At 37.9% G+C, this 18,871-nt stretch carries 13 protein-coding genes; 1 reads left to right on the plus strand and 12 read right to left on the minus strand.

All coding sequences use genetic code 11. From position 1 onward, the window contains the following. Positions 1 to 135: 135 nt before the first annotated feature. The 5 genes from IGL30_RS07430 to nifJ all read right to left on the minus strand — a co-directional run bounded on the left by IGL30_RS07430 (position 136) and on the right by nifJ (position 9,946). The gene (locus tag IGL30_RS07430) at positions 136 to 2,373 is read right to left on the minus strand and encodes a fibronectin type III domain-containing protein (protein WP_123874716.1); all 2,238 of its coding nucleotides are present in this window, start codon (positions 2,371 to 2,373) and stop codon (positions 136 to 138) included. 293 nt (positions 2,374 to 2,666) lie between these two features. After that, entirely contained in the window at positions 2,667 to 4,025 is a 1,359-nt protein-coding gene (gene glmM / locus IGL30_RS07435) for a phosphoglucosamine mutase (protein ID WP_123874715.1), read from the minus strand. Between the two features lie 23 nt (positions 4,026 to 4,048). After that, positions 4,049 to 5,206, minus strand: coding sequence for a CdaR family protein (locus tag IGL30_RS07440; RefSeq protein WP_010718959.1), 1,158 nt, complete (start codon positions 5,204 to 5,206; stop codon positions 4,049 to 4,051). Further along, entirely contained in the window at positions 5,203 to 6,090 is an 888-nt protein-coding gene (gene cdaA, locus IGL30_RS07445; protein WP_010737735.1) for a diadenylate cyclase CdaA, read from the minus strand. The genes IGL30_RS07440 and cdaA overlap by 4 nt, the downstream gene beginning before the upstream one ends. A gap of 187 nt (positions 6,091 to 6,277) precedes the next feature. After that, positions 6,278 to 9,946, minus strand: a complete 3,669-nt coding sequence (nifJ, locus tag IGL30_RS07450) for a pyruvate:ferredoxin (flavodoxin) oxidoreductase (protein WP_430618131.1) — start codon at positions 9,944 to 9,946, stop codon at positions 6,278 to 6,280. Between the two features lie 175 nt (positions 9,947 to 10,121). Here nifJ and IGL30_RS07455 point away from each other — a divergent pair, with 175 nt between their 5' ends. Then, a complete protein-coding gene (locus IGL30_RS07455; protein WP_034698266.1) occupies positions 10,122 to 10,640 on the plus strand; it encodes a thioredoxin domain-containing protein in 519 nt (172 codons plus the stop codon). A 193-nt stretch (positions 10,641 to 10,833) separates the two neighbouring features. Here the strand turns inward: IGL30_RS07455 and IGL30_RS07460 are convergent, their stop codons facing one another. From IGL30_RS07460 to IGL30_RS07490, 7 genes are all read right to left on the minus strand, one after another. After that, positions 10,834 to 12,285, minus strand: a complete 1,452-nt coding sequence (locus IGL30_RS07460) for a hypothetical protein (protein ID WP_375371653.1) — start codon at positions 12,283 to 12,285, stop codon at positions 10,834 to 10,836. Continuing rightward, the gene (locus tag IGL30_RS07465; protein ID WP_123874711.1) at positions 12,285 to 13,685 is read right to left on the minus strand and encodes a hypothetical protein; all 1,401 of its coding nucleotides are present in this window, start codon (positions 13,683 to 13,685) and stop codon (positions 12,285 to 12,287) included. The genes IGL30_RS07460 and IGL30_RS07465 overlap by 1 nt, the downstream gene beginning before the upstream one ends. A gap of 179 nt (positions 13,686 to 13,864) precedes the next feature. Next, on the minus strand, positions 13,865 to 14,800 hold the full coding sequence (whiA, locus tag IGL30_RS07470; RefSeq protein ID WP_010718951.1) for a DNA-binding protein WhiA: 936 nt from the start codon (positions 14,798 to 14,800) through the stop codon (positions 13,865 to 13,867). A gap of 34 nt (positions 14,801 to 14,834) precedes the next feature. Beyond that, the gene (locus IGL30_RS07475; RefSeq protein ID WP_088744906.1) at positions 14,835 to 15,833 is read right to left on the minus strand and encodes a gluconeogenesis factor YvcK family protein; all 999 of its coding nucleotides are present in this window, start codon (positions 15,831 to 15,833) and stop codon (positions 14,835 to 14,837) included. Further along, complete coding sequence (gene rapZ, locus IGL30_RS07480; RefSeq protein WP_010718949.1) at positions 15,830 to 16,714, minus strand: RNase adapter RapZ; 885 nt, start codon at positions 16,712 to 16,714, stop codon at positions 15,830 to 15,832. The genes IGL30_RS07475 and rapZ overlap by 4 nt, the downstream gene beginning before the upstream one ends. A gap of 153 nt (positions 16,715 to 16,867) precedes the next feature. Further along, complete coding sequence (locus IGL30_RS07485; protein ID WP_010718948.1) at positions 16,868 to 17,587, minus strand: amino acid racemase; 720 nt, start codon at positions 17,585 to 17,587, stop codon at positions 16,868 to 16,870. Positions 17,588 to 17,590: 3 nt separating this feature from the next. Further along, complete coding sequence (locus tag IGL30_RS07490; RefSeq protein ID WP_010718947.1) at positions 17,591 to 18,856, minus strand: D-aspartate ligase; 1,266 nt, start codon at positions 18,854 to 18,856, stop codon at positions 17,591 to 17,593. Positions 18,857 to 18,871 lie beyond the last annotated feature (15 nt).

Genomic DNA, 18,871 nt, shown 5'->3' on the forward strand with positions numbered 1-18,871 from the left:
CCATGAAAAAAGCCAAAAAACAATGAAATTTAGTTTTCATTGTTTTTTTGGCTTTTTTGTGTAGTCATCAATCAGTTCGAAAATGACTTTTTATTGTTTTAACCTATTTTGCATCGAGTCCCCCATCTAAAGGAGCTAAGCATTAGTTCCGGGCTGTTTTGCTTGATGGCTCTTTTTTTGTCTCCTGTAAGATAACAGGATTGTTACACTCACTATGGTTAGCCCCAGTAGTTGTAGCAATGGACTAACTTTATTACCCGTAGTTGGTAACTGTTTACTCACCTTTTTAGCAGTATTCTTATTCACTTTTGCTTCCTCTTTTCCTTTATTAATCGCTCCATTATTTTTTGTTTCGGTTTCTTTTGCCACAGGTGGTTTTTCCGTTGATTCTTTTACTATCTCTTCCTCTAAAGGAGGAACCGTCTCATGTTTTTTGCTTGTCTGCACGATAATTTTATTACTTTCTTCCGAGAGATTCCCTTCTTTGTTTTTCGATTTAACTACATAAGAATATTTCGTATTTTCCTGTAAATCTTTATCAGTATATAGTGAGGTTTCCCCCGCTACTTCTCCTACCAATACATTGTTTCGATAAACTTGATAGCTCATGATTTCCTTCGATTCATTAGGTGCGTCCCACATTAAAGCCACTTCATGTTCTGTGACACGGGCTGATCTCAGTTTAGTAGGGGGAAACGGGCGACTCACCTCAATTGTCATTTTCGTTCTTGCTTTCACTGCATTACTCGCTTCTGATAGATTACCAGCTTGATCAACCGCTCTGATTTTATAGGTATAAGTGGTAGCCTCCATCAATCCTGTGTCTATGTAAGTTAAGTCCGTACCAGAAAGTGTTTGGACTAACTGATCGTCTCGATAGACGTGATAGCCAGTGACACCCACATCATCGATTGCTGCTTCCCATGACAAGCTGACACTGTTAGTTGTTACATCATCGATTCGTAAATTCAAAGGAGCCGTAGGAGGAGTCAGATCTTCTGCTGATTTTGTCCTAGCCGTTACCGCATTACTTGCTTCTGATAGATCCCCTGATGGATCAACAGCTTTGACTATATAGGTATAGGTGGTATCTTCCATCAAGCCTGTATCTATGTAGGTTAAATCCGTATTAGTTAGCGTTTGAACCAACTGATCATCTCGATAAACGTTATAACTAGCTACATCAACATTATCGATTGCTTCTTGCCATGACAAGCTGACACTGTTAGTTGTTACATCATCGATTCGCAAGTTCAAAGGAGCTGCAGGAGGAAGAATTTCTTCTGTTGGTTTTGTCCTATCCGTTACTGTATTACTCATTTCTGATATGTTTCCTGCCTGATCAACTGCTCTTACTTGATATGTATACATCGTATCTTCCATTAATCCTATATCCGTGTATGCTACTTCCTCCGCACCAATAACCCCTTGAATTAACTGATTGTCTCGATAAATGATATAACCGATTACGTCAATGCTATCTGTCGCTGATTCCCACGATAAGCTGACACTATCAGTTGTTACACTAGTGACTTTTAAATTCAAAGGCACTGCAGGTGGGCTGCTACTCGCCAGTTTTGTCCTAGCCGTCACTGCATTACTCGCTACTGATACATTCCCCGCTTGATCAACTGCTCTCACTTCATACGTATAGGTAGTATCTTCCGTTAATCCATTGTCGGTATAGGCGAGGTCTGCACCGGTGACTGTTTGAATCAGTTGGTTGTCTCGATAAACCAAATAACCCATTACGCCTACGTTGTCTGTTGCAGCTTCCCAAGACAAGCTAACACTATCACTTGAAACGTCGTTGACTTTCAGATTTTTAGGATTGGTAGGAGCTTCCAAATCTAATGCAGTGGCTTGAACATTATCAAAATATGCTGTCCCGTTTCCACTAGACGCAAAACGGATAATATATGTATTTTCACCTTCCGGAGTCGTAAAGCTAAATTCATGTTGTTTCCAAGCATCATTATAATGTCTCTCATCCTTCAACGAAATAAACCCTTCCCCATGATTAAGCGTGCCAAATTCCACAATTGCTGGAAACGAAGGGTCTCCGATCACATAATAAGTGAATTGATAGGTCGTTTTCGGTTTTAACTGAACATATTGCAGGATATTCTCTCCATTTGATGCCATTACATAATGATTGCCACTTTCATCTGTCACAAGTGCAGGATTGTTACTTCCAGGATTGGAAACGATCCAGTGATTCAACCCATCATTAAATTCACCATTTTTTATAATCACCTCTTCTGCTAGTTGATAAGAGGGTGCATAAGATGGATCAACCGCTACTACAATGACCGGTTTTACAAATAGAAAAACAATCATCATCAATCGAATCAGTTTTTTGAAAATTTTCATATTTACCTCCTCTAAATTAGTTGTTTCGCAAGTTAGTTTAATCTATTCAGAGATAAAAAAAGCCCTTTTTTTTCGTATAATTAGAAATTAAAGTTCTATCATAACAACTTTTAACGGAGAATATTCTAAACCCAACGCTAATTTTATACAAAAGAGTAGTTATCTTGGAACAATCATTTGACAGCAACCCAAATTTGTTTTCCTACAGACAAAAAAACTGTTATTCACAAAAACAAGAAAACATTTTTGTAAATAACAGTCGATTACTATTAAAATGAGAAAAATTTTAGTTCTTATTCTTCAAGTCCGATCTCTTCTCGAACAACTGCAGCAATCTTATTCACGTAATATGCTACTTTTTCATCCGTTGGCGCTTCAGCCATGACACGTAATAATGGTTCAGTTCCAGAAGGACGAACTAAAATTCTTCCTTCACCAGCCATCTCAGCCTCAGTTTCTTCAATCACTTTTTTGATCGCTGGAACTTCCATTGCACCATTTTTGTTACTTACTCGGATATTTACTAATTTTTGTGGGTAGATCGTCACTTCGCTCGCTAACTCGGATAATTTCTTCCCGGTTTGCTTCATGATATTCAGTAATTGGATTCCTGATAGCATTCCATCACCTGTAGTATTAAAGTCAAGGAAGACCATATGACCAGATTGTTCTCCACCAAAATTATAATCATTTTTTCGCATTTCTTCTACAACGTAGCGGTCACCAACCTGAGTAACTACGTCCTTCAAGCCAATTTCTTCCACCGCTTTATGGAATCCTAAATTACTCATGACCGTTGTAACGATCGTATCTTTTTTCAAACGATTTTTCTTTGAAAGGTATTTCGCACAAATGAACATGATTTTATCACCATCAACGATGTTCCCAAGTTCATCCACTGCAATAATTCGATCCCCATCACCATCAAATGCTAAACCGGCATCCGCGCCTTTTTCAACAACCATTTCAGCTAACTTTTCAGGGTGTGTTGAACCAACACCATCGTTAATATTTAAGCCATTAGGGCTGGTACCCATCGTATAAAAATCTGTTTCTAAGTCTGCGAATAAACGGTTGACAGAAGTTGCTGTCGCCCCATTTGCCGCATCGACACAAACGGTTAGGCCTGATAGATCCCCATTGATCGTTTGCACTAAGAATTGAGAATATTTTAATAAGCCTTCTGGAAATTCTTCTACTGTTCCTAATCCCTCTGCTGAAGGACGTGGCAATTCGTCCACTTCGGCATCAAGCAATGCTTCAATTTCTAATTCTTGTTCATCCACTAATTTAAACCCATCAGCACCAAAAAATTTGATTCCATTATCTTGTGCAGGATTATGTGAAGCAGAAATCATCACGCCGGCATTGGCTTTTTGCAATCTTGTTAAATAAGCAACTCCTGGTGTGGAAATGACGCCAAGTTGAAATACTTCAATACCAACTGATAACAAACCAGAAATTAAGGCTTCTTCTAGCATTTGCCCAGAGATTCTGGTATCACGCCCAACTAAAACCCGTGGACGTTTCCCTTCTGTTTCATGTTGGCTTAATACATATCCGCCACATCTACCTAACTTAAACGCTAATTCTGGTGTCAATTCTTTATTGGCTTCGCCACGGACACCATCCGTTCCAAAATATTTACCCATAATTGTAAATTTGCTCCTTTAACTTAATTTTCCGAAGAATACGTTTGACTCTCTTGTGTACTTTGCATAGTGGATTCACTCGAATCTGTACTTTCAGAAGTTTGCTTGCTTTCTGTCTGGACACTAGAAAGTGACGTGCTCGATGTAGTCGACTTTGTCGTTGACGTTGTTGAGTCATTCCTTTTAGTCGAACTTTGATTTTTATCGACTGAAGAATCACTAGTTGTCGATTCCAGCACTGGTGTTATCTCAACTTTAACCGATTTAGGCGAGACGCTCATTCCTTGTTCAACAGGAATCTGAATCGTCCTAGTCGTTCGATGAGTAATTCCTGATATGTCGATAGGCACAGCGATACTATCCCCTATTTGAGCAAGTTGTTCCGTCGTCCCTGTGACTTCAGCCTCTAATTCGGAAAACTTGAAATTATAGTTCTTAATTCCTTCGCCTTTTGTCCCTTGTTGAATACCATATAGGCTAACCGTTTTTTTCGGTTTGATTGCATCTGACGTGACGTTGACTTGCACTGGATCAGAAACAATACTCAACGGCTCACCAGCTGAATTTAACGCTTGTACAGATACATTGCTATTCACACCATCGTCCGTTATCATTGACGGGTTGACTTTTGCAACCACTTGATGAATTTCCGCTAAAGTCTTATCTCCAGTGGTGATCGTGACCTTCGTTGGATCGACAGTTGTTTCAGTTAAATTATAACCAGAAGGCGTCGTCTCTGTTGGCAGAATAGCTTTAACTTCAAAGTCTTTGGTCACTTTCTTTTCAATTGTAACCGTGATCGTTTCCGGTTGCAACTTAGCGGTGACAGCGCTGCTTAGATTTTTGATTTTCAATGGCACTTCGTGGGTTCCTTCACCTAGATGTGCTAAGTCTGCGGTGACCCTAAAGGTACGGGTGTCTTCATTTGCCTCAGCCATCAACTGGATACGATTCGCACTAGCCAATTTGACAGTAGTAGTGTTTTCGTAACCATGGATATAATACTTATCGGTATCATATAAAAGCTGGATCGAAACATCAGAAGCTGTCTGCGAATAGGACTCGTTTCCAGATAATGTGTTTTGCATCGTTTGACCATTCGCATTGAAATAAAGAATGATACTAAACAATAACGCAACAAACCCGTACAAAATACTCGTACGCTTTTCTTTTGAGATCATTTCCGATCCCCTCCCTTAGTCATTGCGTCCAAGAAAGATTGAAGCCCATTCTTTTTGTTTTTATTTTTTTCTTCTACAATTAGTTGTTTTCGTAAGATCGATAAATACTCTTCTTGCGATAACCCTGGTATCAATTGATTGTCTAAAGTGATACTTACATCTCCTGTTTCTTCCGAGACCACGATAGTTATTGCATCGCTGACCTCACTGATACCGACAGCAGCTCGGTGACGTGTTCCAAATTCTTTTGGAATCAACATACTTTCTGATAAAGGTAAATAGGCACTGGCAACTGCAATTTTTCCATTTTTGACAATAACTGCCCCGTCATGCAGCGGCGTATTGGGGATAAAGATATTAATGAGTAACTCACCAGTAATATCTGCATCCAATGCAATGCCTGTCTCAATATACTCATCCAAACCAGTATGACGCTCGATCGTAATCAGAGCACCAATCTTTCGTTTCGACATATATTGAATAGCTTTATCAAAGGATAGGATCATCTTCTCGTCTTCTTGCTGTTCGCTTTTCGTTTGTTTGAATAACGAACTTCTTCCCAGATGTTCTAACCCACGACGAATCTCTGGTTGGAAGATGACGATTGCTGCAATCACACCATAAGTTATGACTTGGTTCATCAGCCATGACAGCGTGTGTAGCCCAATCAACTCAGCCGCAATTCGAATCACGATAAAGATGGCAACGCCTTTGAGCAATTGGATCGCTTTCGTCCCTCTTAGTAGCTGGATCAGTTTGTAAACCAAATACCATACGACTAAAATATCCAGTATGTTTACCAAAAAATTCAGAGAAAATAAGTCACCGGAAAACATTTGTTGCCAATACTCTAAATTAAAAAGTTCCCCGATTTGAAATGACATAAAAAGCCTCTCTTCTCTTTTGAGATTTCCCTTTAAGTATATCATATGTTTGGAAATATGAGACGATTCTGGCTACTTTTTTCAAGAAAATTACATAAATTATTCGATCGATTTTTCCGCCCTTTAAATTGTTTGCTTATCATTTACCGAATGAGATAGTTGGATCAATGAACAAAACATCAAAACATCATTTTCGACGTGCTGCGCGTTCTGCTCTTTTAGCAGCTCTTCTGGCTGCTGCTTCATCATCGATCTTACGTTCTTTTTTTCTCTTTTTCGTTTCGACTTCCTCTTCTTTTACAATTGGATCAGACGGTTCTAGTTTTTCTTTAATTTTATCAAGCTGTCCAGTGAGTGAAGCATAATTGTAAAAACGAGTTTTTGCATCTAGAACCGTTTTTTCAAACAATTTTTCAGCTAATTGAGGGTTGGCACTTTCTAGTGAAGAAAACCGGACTTGCTTACGCATAAAATCGCCCATTGTTGAAAAGTCTGGTTTTTTGTAATCCAAAATCATCGGAACCTTCCCTTTTTCAATTAAACTTGGATTATAACGATAGAGGGACCAATAGCCTGATGAAACAGCTTCTTTGGCTTCTTTAATCGATTCTTTCATGCCCCCCAACAGACCATGGGTGATACAAGGCGTATACGCAATGATTAGTGATGGCCCTGGGTATTTCTCTGCTTCTTCAAACGCCTTGATTGTTTGCATTTGATTGGCACCAGAAGCAATTTGAGCGACATAGACGTTCCCATAAGTCATTGCCATCATTCCTAAATCTTTCTTCGACGCATATTTCCCACTTGCGGAGAATTTTGCAATAGCTGACGTTGGCGTTGCTTTAGAGGTTTGCCCCCCAGTATTAGAATAAACTTCATTATCCAATACTAGGATATTCACATCTGCCCCACTAGCCAATACATGATCGATACCACCAAAGCCAATATCATAAGCCCAACCATCTCCGCCAATAATCCATTGACTGTTTTTGACAAAAATATCTTTGTGCTCAAGAATGGATTCCAATTCTGGGACTCGCTGTACTTCCGCTACCATCGCAGCCTGAAGTTTAGCTGCTCGTTGTTGTGTTCCTTCGCTATCGAATAAATGGTTGAGCCAATCCTCCATCAACAGTCGAAGCGCACTCGATACTTTTGGCATGATTTCACGAACAGATTGCGCTAAAGCTTCACGACGGGTTTGAGCAGCTAGTAACATACCATAGCCAAATTCAGCATTATCTTCTAATAAGGAATTAGACCAAGCTGGACCTTGCCCACAAGCATTCGTTGTGAACGGTGATGCTGGCGAAGCTCCTCCCCATATTGAAGAACAGCCGGTTGCATTAGCGATCATCATTCGGTCTCCGAACATTTGGGTCAAAAGTTTCACATATGGCGTTTCACCGCAACCAGAGCAAGCACCTGAAAATTCAAGCAACGGTTGGTTAAATTGGGTAGCCATTACCGTATTTTTTCCTTTCATAGGGTTTTCTTTCTGTCTCAATGTCATTGCAAACGCCCAATTGACCGCTTGTTCTTTTTGTTCCTCGTAAGGTTTCATCACTAACGCTTTTCCTTTGGCTGGACAAGCCTCCACACATAATCCACATCCTGTACAGTCCTCCACGGAAACTTGGATACGATATTTTAACCCGTCAGGTCCTCTCATATCACGAACGATAAATCCTTCAGGCGCTTCAGTCAGCTCTTCTTCATCAGCTAAGAATGGGCGGATGGCTGCGTGCGGACATACAAATGCGCACTCATTGCACATCGTACAACGGTCACTGATCCATTCAGGGACTTCTAGGGCTACACCTCGTTTTTCCAGCGCTGCTGTTCCTAATGGCATCTCGCCAGTTGTCATCTGGTTGGCTACTAAAGTACCTACTGACAGTTGATTTCCTTCTTGAGCATTGATCGGCGTAAAAATCTCTTTTACGTAACGTGATGTTGTCTCTTCTTTTTTGCTAGGTAGTTCTAATGATCGCCAATGATTGGGGATTTCAACTCTATGGAGAAGTTCAAGGGTATGATCAATCGCTTGGTTATTTTTTTCTACGATTTTCATTGATTTATGACCATAGCTTTTAAGCACTTCTTCTTTCAAGAGCGGAATCACTTCTTCAATAGGAATAATGCTTGCTAATTTGAAAAAAGCCGTTTGCATGGCAGTGTTAATACGACGACCTAATCCAACTTCTTGAGCAATTTTCATCGCATTGATCGTATAAAATTGAATCTCATTTTCTGCCAAATATTTTTTTAGACGAATAGGCAGATGCGTTTCTAACTGCTCATCTGTCCATAAAGTATTCAATAAAAATGTGCCACCTTTTTTCAACCCTTTAACTAAATCATAGCTGTGCAAGTAAGCAGGCGTATGACAAGCGACAAAATCAGCATGTTCAACTAAATAAGTAGAACGAATTGGCGTGTTTCCAAAACGGAGATGGGAAATCGTCAATCCACTTGATTTTTTTGAATCATAGTAAAAATAGCCTTGGGCGTATTTGTCTGTATGATCACCAATGATTTTAATAGCAGATTTATTTGCACCGACAGTCCCGTCAGAACCAAAACCCCAAAACTTAGCTTGGTAAGTTTCAGCATCCGTTAAATCCAATGTTGGTCTTGGTGCCAAAGAATGATAGGTAACATCATCCACTATCCCGATTGTAAATCGTTTTTTCATTTGTTCATCTTTTTGCAACTCGTCAAAAACGCTGATGATTTGATCTGGTGTCACATCTTTTGATCCTAATCCATACCGCCCACCAATTATTTTAGGACAGATTGTTGCATCATAAAGTGCACTTTGAACATCTAGCAGTAATGGTTCCCCACCAGCTCCTGGTTCTTTGCTTCGATCTAATACGGCAATTGACTGTGTAGTTTTAGGAAGTTTTTGCAACAATGTTTCAATTGGGAATGGGCGATAAAGATGGATATTCAAGAAACCGACTTTCCGGCCATTTTTATTCAAATAATCGACTGTCTGCTCAATCGTTTGCGCTACCGACCCCATCGAAATGATGACTTCTGTCGCGTCGGCAGCACCATGATAAGTGACTAAATCATAGGAAGTTCCACGTAATTCATTGATTGCTTGCATGTATTTTTGTACGATGCGAGGTAATTGTTCGTAATACGAATTGATCGTTTCTCTTTGCTGAAAATGAATATCTGGATTTTGATTCGTTCCACTAACAGTTGGGTGGTTAGGGTTCATCGCTCTGTTTCTAAACGCAGCAAGTTTCTCTTGATTGATTAACGATGCTAACTCGTCATATTCTAGTACTTCAATTTTTTGAATTTCATGGCTCGTACGAAAACCATCAAAAAAATTCAAGAATGGCAGCTCTGCTTCAATCGAAGCCAAATGTGCTACGGGTGCTAAGTCCATAACTTCTTGCACACTACTTTCTGCAAGCATCGCAAATCCAGTCGATCGAGCAGCCATGACATCCCCATGATCCCCAAAGATATTTAACGCATTCGTCGTTACTGCACGACTTGCGACATGAAATACGCTTGGTAGTAATTCACCAGCGATTTTATACATATTGGGTATCATCAACAACAATCCTTGAGAAGCTGTATAAGTCGTTGTCAGCGCTCCTGTTTTGAGCGAACCATGCACAACACCAGCCGCTCCTGCTTCAGATTGCATTTCAACCACTTTAACTGGTTGTCCAAAAAGATTTTTCTTCCCACTAGCAGACCATTGATCCACTAATTCTGCCATCGTTGAGCTGGGCGTAATGGGATAGATTGCAGCTAATTCTGTAAAAGCATAAGAAATATAAGCGGCAGCTGTATTTCCGTCCACTGTTTTCATTTTTCGCATTTGTCATCATCCTTGTTCAAATTCTCTCAAATATCCCACCTATTATAACGCAAAAGCTCCTGAAAACCTACCTATTCTGTAAAAGTACTCACATGAGAAGATACATGCTTTATTAAACAAAAAACTAGTCTTTTTCCTGAAAAATGCTTAAAATGAATCTAAGAGGTGATTATACATGGATATATCTATCATTAAAGCAGATAAAACAAATACCGAAACTGGCATTCATTATGGAAACTTAGATGCTCCTAAGAAAATGGCAGAGTTTATCAATTTGGCTTGCCCTTATTGCCGTCAATGGTTCAACGAATCTTATGAATTACTCGAAGAAGCTGTAAGTAAAGGTCGTTTGCAACGGGTGATCAAACTTTTTGATAAAGAAAAAGAAAGTTTGCAACGTGGGAATGTGATGCATCATCATATTGATACGTCAGACGGTCAAGTAGCTTTACGAGAAATCAAAAAAGTATTTGATTCGCAGGATGATTGGAAAAATCTTAGTCTAGCAGAAGTAGCAGATTATGCTCAAAATAAGTTAGGTCTAACTTACCAAGAAGAATCTCCTGCCTCTCAAGCAATTATAGCTGAGGCGAATGCTGCCAATATCCGTTTTGTTCCAACTGTTATTTTGGAAGAGCATATTTTTGATGAATCGATCAAAAAAGAAGAGCTAATTGACTACATTAACGAGTAATAATCCTGACTATCACATGTACTTGTAATCATTATTGATCAGGATTGACACTATCGTTCCGACCCTAACAAGACCCAAAGAACCTCAAAATAGCCTAGCCTATTTTTAAGGTCCTTGGGTCATTTTTGATTGAGCGACTATCCAGATCTTAATTTAGAAAAAGATAAAAAAACGGATTGATACACCATCTATCCTAAGACCTTTCGTTGACAAAGCTTCGTAAACTAGCTTGGACACGTGGGTTATTTAGATGCTGTTGCCATTTCTGTTCGATGACATTTTGTACTTTTTCAACGGCACGAGTTGTAGTCGATGAAAAACTTTTTGGCTGTGACAATATGGGTGAGTCTACCCGTGCTTTTTTCAGACTTAGGTCCAGGGCGCCAGGATCCGATTCTGAATTCCTTCTCTTTCTCTCTCCTTCTGATCTCATTTCTTGACTCTTTTCATATTTTCCTTTCACTTGATCTGAGCTATTTGATCTAAGCTCGATTTGATCAAAACGGCTGGTTAATTCATCCATAGATATTGGTTGTAGTGGTTGGTGACTCGTGCTTTGGTACAACGGATTGTTTTTAACTAGAGAGAACGCTTCATCTTTATGGATAAACCGCAGTTTTCCATCGGAATTAGGAACGGAATAAAAAGAAAATTCTTCCGCAATCTCGTTAACTGTCCTCTCTTTCTTTTCTTCATTTTGGATGTAATCATATATTATTTCTTTGACCTCTTCTGGTGATAAATTATATTGATATGAAATTACTCCTATATTTTGATTCTCCTTATACTCACTAACAATGATTTCACGCAATGGATCTAATCTATTCGTTTTAGTGTAGATTTGATGAAACTGGTTTGTTGATTCAGCCATAGATATTGGTTTTGGTGGTTGGATCGTACCTTCTTGTATCAGATTTTTCTTAACTTCAGAGATTGCTTTCTCAATGATAGGTGGTTCTGGGGTGTTTAATTCTGGTTGAGATTCGTTCTGAATTTTATTCACTATCTCTTGAACAGCTTCTTCGTTTATCTTTAGCGTACGTGCAATTTCATTAATGGATACATTTTTTTCAATTGCTCCCTCTACATATATCTTATAAATTTGAGCCAACGTGCAGCCATTTCTTTCCGCAATTCCTTGAATTTTTTGGTTCTTTAATATATTGTTTTTAATATACTGATATGGAAATGTTTTTATTTCAGTTTGAGTTAAACAAAGCTGGTTACTTATTTCTTGTCTAGATATTCCCCTAATTGAATGATCTATAATAAATTTAGCCATTCGATGTTTCACCATTCCCGGAGTCCTGTCCAATTCGGTTGCAATCTTCCCAATTTTCATACCTATTTTTCTTTTCTTGACAAGATCATCGAAACTTAATCTTTCCCTCTTTTTTGTTTTTTTTCTTAACAACACGGTATTTGTTTTTTTAATGCTTTTTTTTGCATCTCCCACTAATTTGTTATTTTTTTCAACTTTTTGGAAAACCTCAAGTATCCTTGGATATCCATCTAAACTCACAGGTAATATTCTATTTAATTCTTCCCTTGTATACCCTTGATCATGAATTTTTCTTATTGCATAATCTTCTATTATCGTTTTAGTTTTTTCTACAGAAATATCCAAGCTTTCAGAGATCTTCATTATATTTTCCTTTTTTTAAGCTTGTGAACGACTAATTTTTCTATCACGTAATCTTCTGAACAACCAATCATCTCAGGAATGAGTCGGATATTACCATTCCTTCGAAAATTATTTATGATGAATGCATGTTTTCTTCCCATTATACTATTTGAACTTTTATGTAGTCTTTCAGCTATCTGAGGTACCGAAAAACCTTGGTATATGCTACGTGCGATTTCTAAATTAAGTATCCTATAAGCAGTTGTTCTACTAATCTTTAGTTGCTCGATAAGTTCTTCATGACTTATTTTATTTTCAAGTCCTTGAATGAACTCTACTCGTATTTTCTTCATTTCCTCCTTATTGTGGCGTTTTAGAAACGCTAATTTTTTTGAACTATCTTTATTGGGGCGCATCTTATGAATGGATTTTTTCATTTCAAGTGCGCCTTCGATATACATTAATTGAATCTGATCGAACGTAGAACTGTTTAACCAAGCAATATGTTGCATTGTATTAGCCTTTAACTCTACTGTAAGATAGTTGTATACATTTTTTTTCATTTGAGCTGTTGTTAACCAAAGATAGGTAGAAATGTGTTGTTTAGGGGTTCCCTTACTCGATTCACTGATAATAAATTGCGCTATTATCATTCGAATTGTTTTATGACTTCTATTCAACTCTTGTGCAATTTCCTCAATATTTTTACCTTTCTTTCTTTGGATAGCAATATAATTAATTAGATATTTATTTAATTCATTTGATGTTATTTCTTCTAACTTGTCTTTTCTATTTTCTTTGTAAAAATTAATTATTTCATTTTGTCTCCTACTTTCTACTCCTTTTTCTGCTGATTCGTTTTCCTTTTTAACTTCAAGGTAGATATTATGGACTCGTGGATTCTCAGCCAAATTAAGATACAACATTTTATTCAATTCTTCCAGTGTGTATCCTTCCTCACAGATTTTTCGTATTGCATAATTTTCTATTATCTTTTTAGTTTCTCCTAATGAAATAGAAACACTCTTAGTAATATCCTCGATATTTTCCATTTTTTTCAGCTTTTGAATAATTATTTTTTCAAGAACATACGCCTTCGTACCACCTATCTGCTGAGAAATGGAGTCAATCCTAGAGGAAGGTGGAATCTCAGAAATGGAATTATTACTAGAGGAATCCGAAAAACGTCTTAGAATATAGTTGTGTTTGTTTCTGTGAATTTCCTCAACGGGCTTGTGAAATCGTTCAGCTATTTCAAGTTCCGTAAATCCTTGACTTAGTTTACATGCGATTTCAAGCAATTTGATTTCAACCACTGTTTTACGGGATATCTTCAAGCTATCTGCAATTTCTTCATCTGTTTTTCCTTGTTCATAACCTTGAACAACCTTGGCTCTCAGTATTTTATTCAGATATTTCATGACACTATTCTCCTTTGTTTTTAGTAGCAATAACCGTTATCAATGGGACTTGCTACTTACTTTTTAACATATTAAAGGACACTGATTAGAACTTTTTTTGGAAATATAATAAAAAAAGATTCTGAGACAAATACTTGTCCCAAAATCTTCATTAATTAAAAAATTAAAAATTTTTTCACTTAACTTGCTTCTTCGCGCAACTTTTCTGCAAATTCATTAATCTTTCTGATTCGATGATTGATTCCGGATTTAGAGATCGCTCCTGATGGAATCATTTCTCCTAGCTCTTTTAAACTGACTTCTGGGTGCTTTAATCTCAATTCTGCAATTTCTTGCAATTTTTCTGGTAGTGCAGTTAATCCAACTCTACTTTCAATCAATTCAATATTTTCGATTTGTTTTGCTGCAGCATCAATCGTTTTATTCAGATTGGCTGTCTCACAATTGACAAGTCGGTTGACTGAGTTTCGCATATCACGTACGATACGGACATCTTCAAAGCGCAACATCGAATTCGTCGCACCAATTAAGGTTAAAAAGTCAGCAATTTTCTCTGCGCCTTTTAAATATGAAATATAGCCGTTTCGACGTTCCAATGTTCGAGCATGAAGACCATAATAATTTAACATATCACAAATGTCTTGATTATGTTGTTCATAAATGGAGAAAATTTCTAAATGGTAACGACTAGTTTCAGGGTTATTGACTGAACCAGACGCCATGAATGCTCCTCTTAGATAGGATCGCATTTTTTGTGCATTTCCTAAAATTTCATCAGATACATGCCCATTGAACATCATTCCGTCCATGATATCTAGATCCATCAGTACATTTTTCGTTCCTTGTTTCAAACGAACGATATAGACATTATTCTTTTTCAATTTCATTTTTTTTCGAACGAGTAACTCGCTTCGGACATTATAATGATCTTTTAAAAGAGAATAGATCCGTCTAGCGATAGCTGCATTTTCTGTTTGAACGTTTAGGATAAATTGTTGATTCACAATCCCTAAAGATCCATTCATTCGCAAAAGTGCAGCTAATTCCGCCTTTGCATGTTCGCGGTGAACTTCAAGTCCAGTAAGTTCTTTTTTGACATCTGCCGCAAATGACACCCTATTCTCCTCCTTTCTCTTAGTGACCTATCGTTTAATATTTGGAACCAAAAACCAAACGAAATAGCTCTTCCACAACTTTTTCACCATCATGGAAGACACCACCATTTTTTAATTCTAAAAAGTCAGTCGAAATTACTCGACATCCTTCATTCCGTAATCCATGAAAATCATGGGTTACTTGTACGAGGTATTCATCGTAAATTTCAGGATCCATATAACCTGCTGGTACTTTTTCTGTGTTAACTAAAACAGTATCAATAAATGGTCGTTTCAAATGTTCATGCAACACCCGAATATGATCAGCATCTGTAAAATGTTCTGTTTCACCTTTTTGTGTCATGATATTACAAATATACACCACTTGGGCTTCTGTTTTAGCTACTGCTTCTCCAATTTCTTGGATGACCAAATTAGGTAAAATGCTAGTAAATAAACTACCCGGTCCTAAAACGACCATATCTGCCTCCATAATGGCAGAAACAACTTTTCGTGCTGGTTTGGCTTCGCTATCATCCGTGGTATTTCGCACATAGACATGGTCAATCGTTTTTCGATCGACCGCAATTTTTGATTCCCCCACCGCAGTAGTACCATCTTTAAAAACTGCATGGAGTGTTAATGGTGTTTCAGAAGAAGGATAGATATGACCGTCCACATGCATCATCTTAGATAGGAGTTGTACTGCTTCGTATGTACTTCCTCTCATTTCTGCGACAGCGGCAATGATCAAATTACCGATCGTATGATTGGCTAAAAATTGATCTTCTTTTTTAAAACGATACTGAAAGATATCTTCATAAAATTGTGGCATATCCGACAATGAAACCAACACATTCCTCAAATCGCCAGGGGGCGCCATCGCAATTGATTCTCTGATTGCACCGCTACTGCCCCCGTCATCTGCGACAGTTACGATCGCTGTAATATCAGCCCCTTGGTTACGCAAGCTTTTTAAAATAACCGGTAAGCCTGTGCCACCCCCAACGACAACGATTTTGGGCTTTCTTATACGGTAAGTTTTCATCTTCACGAGCGATTCACCGTCTCTTTCCGTTTATCTTTGTCACGGTGAGTCACATTGACTTTATAATTTTCTTTCAAAGCACCTGATAAACGTTCTGTTAACGCAACTGAACGGTGTTGCCCTCCGGTACAGCCAATAGCAATCGTCAAGCTGCTTTTACCTTCTTTGATATATCCTGGTAAAACCGTCTGTAATAAATCTAAAAACTTATTATAAAACAGCTCAGTTTCATCAAATGACATCACATAGTCATAAACTGGTTGATCTTTTCCTGTCAAAGGTCTTAATTCAGGGATATAGTGGGGATTTGGTAAAAAGCGTACATCCATCACGATATCTGAATCAATTGGCAAGCCATATTTGAATCCAAAGGAAACAAATTCGATTCGAAAGCCTTGATCGCCTTTGGTCTTAAACGTTTGATTGATTTTTTCCCTTAACTGACGTGGCGTTAAAGTCGTCGTGTCTATAATGACCGAGGCCTGCATCTTTAGATCATTCAATATCGCACGTTCTTTACGAATTCCTTCCGTGACTAAACCGTTCATTGCCATTGGATGGGTACGTCTTGTTTCCTTGTATCGTGCGACTAATTCTTCATCGGATGCATCTAAAAATAAAATCGACGTATCGATAAAATCCGTATTCTCAATTTCGACTAACATATTTTGGATTTCTTCAAAAAACGAGCGTGAACGCAAGTCTACCACTAATGCCATTTTCGTCACTTTACCCGATTCTTTGATCAATTCCCAAAACTTTGGAATTAGATTTGGTGGCATATTATCAATACAAAAATACCCCATATCTTCAAAACTTTGAATAGCGACCGTCTTCCCAGCGCCACTCATCCCTGTGATGATTACTAGTTGTAAATTATCAGCCATATCAAACGGCCCCCTCTCATATCTCTTCCTAAAATTATATCACTTCCGGGCGTATCATTACCAGTTAAACATTCTTAAAAATGAAGTTGTCGATAAAAATAGGGACAAATACCACTGTAGGTATCCGCCCCTAATCTTTGCTCATAAAAGTTTTCAACTTGATATGGTAGCTTGTCGGTGTTGTAAGGCACGGGCGATCGTTTGATCAGCTAAGATTGACTGTGCGTCAATGACGGGATATTCATTTTCCCCTACATACTCTTGCATCAACGATAATTCTGTACAGCCTAAAATAATTTTTTCGCAATCAAATCGCGCCACCGCTTCTGCCAAAATTTCGTAGTATAGTTCTTTGTTTAAATAATCTGATTCTTTGATATCATGATAAATCAAATGGTTGATTTTCGCCTGAAGTTGAGCATCAGGAATGACAGCCTCAAAGCCTAGCTGTCTCACTTCCTTTTCATAAATTCCAGCTTTCATGCTACCTTCCGTACCTAGGATGGCTACTTTACCAGTTGTATTTTGTCTGACAAGCTCATTTGCCGCTTCTCGTGGCATATGAAGAATCGGAATCTCAGTGGCTGCTTGAAGTTCATCAAAGAAATAATGAGCTGTATTACACGTTAAAACGATAAAATTTGGTTTGAGTAAATTTTGTTTTTCAACATCATCTAGTAGGTAAGGCATTGGACTTTCTTGTTCCCTATCTAAAATATAAGCCGTTCGATCAGGAACTGTCGCATGATTAAATAATACATAATTTAAATATTCCTGATCTTTTGAGGCTTTGGTTCGATGATTGATTAGACGGACAAAACTCTCTGTGGCCATCGTTCCCATTCCGCCCAAAATACTAAAAAAGTTTTCCATGAATCAACCTTCTTTCACATGAAAGTATTTTTTAAATCGAGGAATGTAATTTCTAAACATATACTTCATCAATAACCAGCGTTTGAGCGAACGATCTTTCTCATAAAAAACAGTCGTTCCATAACGATTTTCTTTAATCATTTTTTCTGCAACTTTTTTGTCTTCATTTGCTTTTGCATAAGTTAAAAAGACCTTGTTAGGTACACCCATCCATAATTTTGCTTGATCCGATTGGCTCGTCCCATAGGTAGTCCCTGTGAATGGAACTTCAAATACACGGTCTTCTGTCACAAATTTTGCTAAATTCAAGCCATTAAGAGTGACAAAGAAACTGCTTCTTCCCTGACGAAGGTTGATTTCAAAAAGTTTGTATTCACCATCTCTTGGATCGTATTTCATATCAAAATTCGCAAAACCAGTATAGGAAATATCTTCTAAAAATCGTTTAATCGTTTGATAGATCTTTTCATTATAATCTGGCATGATCACCACATAATTACCAATCGAAGCTGGTGTTGGATCTTCTAGTAATGGGTGACCTAAACACATCATTCTTACTTGATGGTTTTCATCGACATAAGCATTTAACACACGCATATTACTATCATCCCCAGGAATGAAATCTTGGACGATCATTTCACTTGTATAACCTGCTTCGTAAATACGACCTAAGATCAAGTCAAATTCTTCACGATTATCGATAATAAACGCTTTTTTTCGACCTTCAAATTGGACAGATAAGTATTCCACGCTGTTTGCCGGCTTTAATGCCACTGGAAAGTCAAATGGTAACTCTTGATTCAAATGCCCATCAACTAACATTTCTTTTCTAACAATCAACGTTTTAGGATAAGGTAACTGGTATTCCTCGCAAACTTCATAAAAACTAACCTTATTAATCAGACGTTTAAATAACGAATAATCGATGTAAGGACAAATAAAATACTTTGAGAGTTCTTCTTTATGCTGTGAAATCAGTTCTGCATAGCCATCTCCACATGCGATCAAGAGATACTTCTTCGTTTGATCTGAATATTTCTCTCTTGCTAAACGTAACATGGACTCAATAAAGACCGGATCTTTATCAAAGCCAGGAATTACGTCAACTTTGACGATTTTGCTATAGCGAGTTGGTGCCAACTGATTTGATGCATACGCCTGGCAAACTTTGCCATACGCTTCATGAAATGAACGTGCCATTCCATAGACATTCATGTCGCTACCCAATAAAATAGGAATAAATTCTTCGTTTACATTACTGTTCATCATTATCTCTCACTTACT

It is taken from the genome of Enterococcus sp. DIV1089c, from assembly GCF_050530965.1.
GTDB lineage: Bacteria > Bacillota > Bacilli > Lactobacillales > Enterococcaceae > Enterococcus_B > Enterococcus_B hirae.

Bases quoted from the DNA above. Each gene is read 5' to 3' on its own strand.
- cdaA (WP_010737735.1), bottom strand. From the start codon at position 6,090: ATGTCATTTCAAATCGGGGAACTTTTTAATTTAGAGTATTGGCAACAA.
- IGL30_RS07430 (WP_123874716.1), bottom strand. From the start codon at position 2,373: ATGAAAATTTTCAAAAAACTGATTCGATTGATGATGATTGTTTTTCTA.
- IGL30_RS07455 (WP_034698266.1), top strand. From the start codon at position 10,122: ATGGATATATCTATCATTAAAGCAGATAAAACAAATACCGAAACTGGC.
- nifJ (WP_430618131.1), bottom strand. From the start codon at position 9,946: ATGCGAAAAATGAAAACAGTGGACGGAAATACAGCTGCCGCTTATATT.
- rapZ (WP_010718949.1), bottom strand. From the start codon at position 16,714: ATGGCTGATAATTTACAACTAGTAATCATCACAGGGATGAGTGGCGCT.
- IGL30_RS07485 (WP_010718948.1), bottom strand. From the start codon at position 17,587: ATGGAAAACTTTTTTAGTATTTTGGGCGGAATGGGAACGATGGCCACA.
- IGL30_RS07465 (WP_123874711.1), bottom strand. From the start codon at position 13,685: ATGAAATATCTGAATAAAATACTGAGAGCCAAGGTTGTTCAAGGTTAT.
- IGL30_RS07460 (WP_375371653.1), bottom strand. From the start codon at position 12,285: ATGAAGATCTCTGAAAGCTTGGATATTTCTGTAGAAAAAACTAAAACG.
- glmM (WP_123874715.1), bottom strand. From the start codon at position 4,025: ATGGGTAAATATTTTGGAACGGATGGTGTCCGTGGCGAAGCCAATAAA.
- IGL30_RS07490 (WP_010718947.1), bottom strand. From the start codon at position 18,856: ATGATGAACAGTAATGTAAACGAAGAATTTATTCCTATTTTATTGGGT.
- IGL30_RS07440 (WP_010718959.1), bottom strand. From the start codon at position 5,206: ATGATCTCAAAAGAAAAGCGTACGAGTATTTTGTACGGGTTTGTTGCG.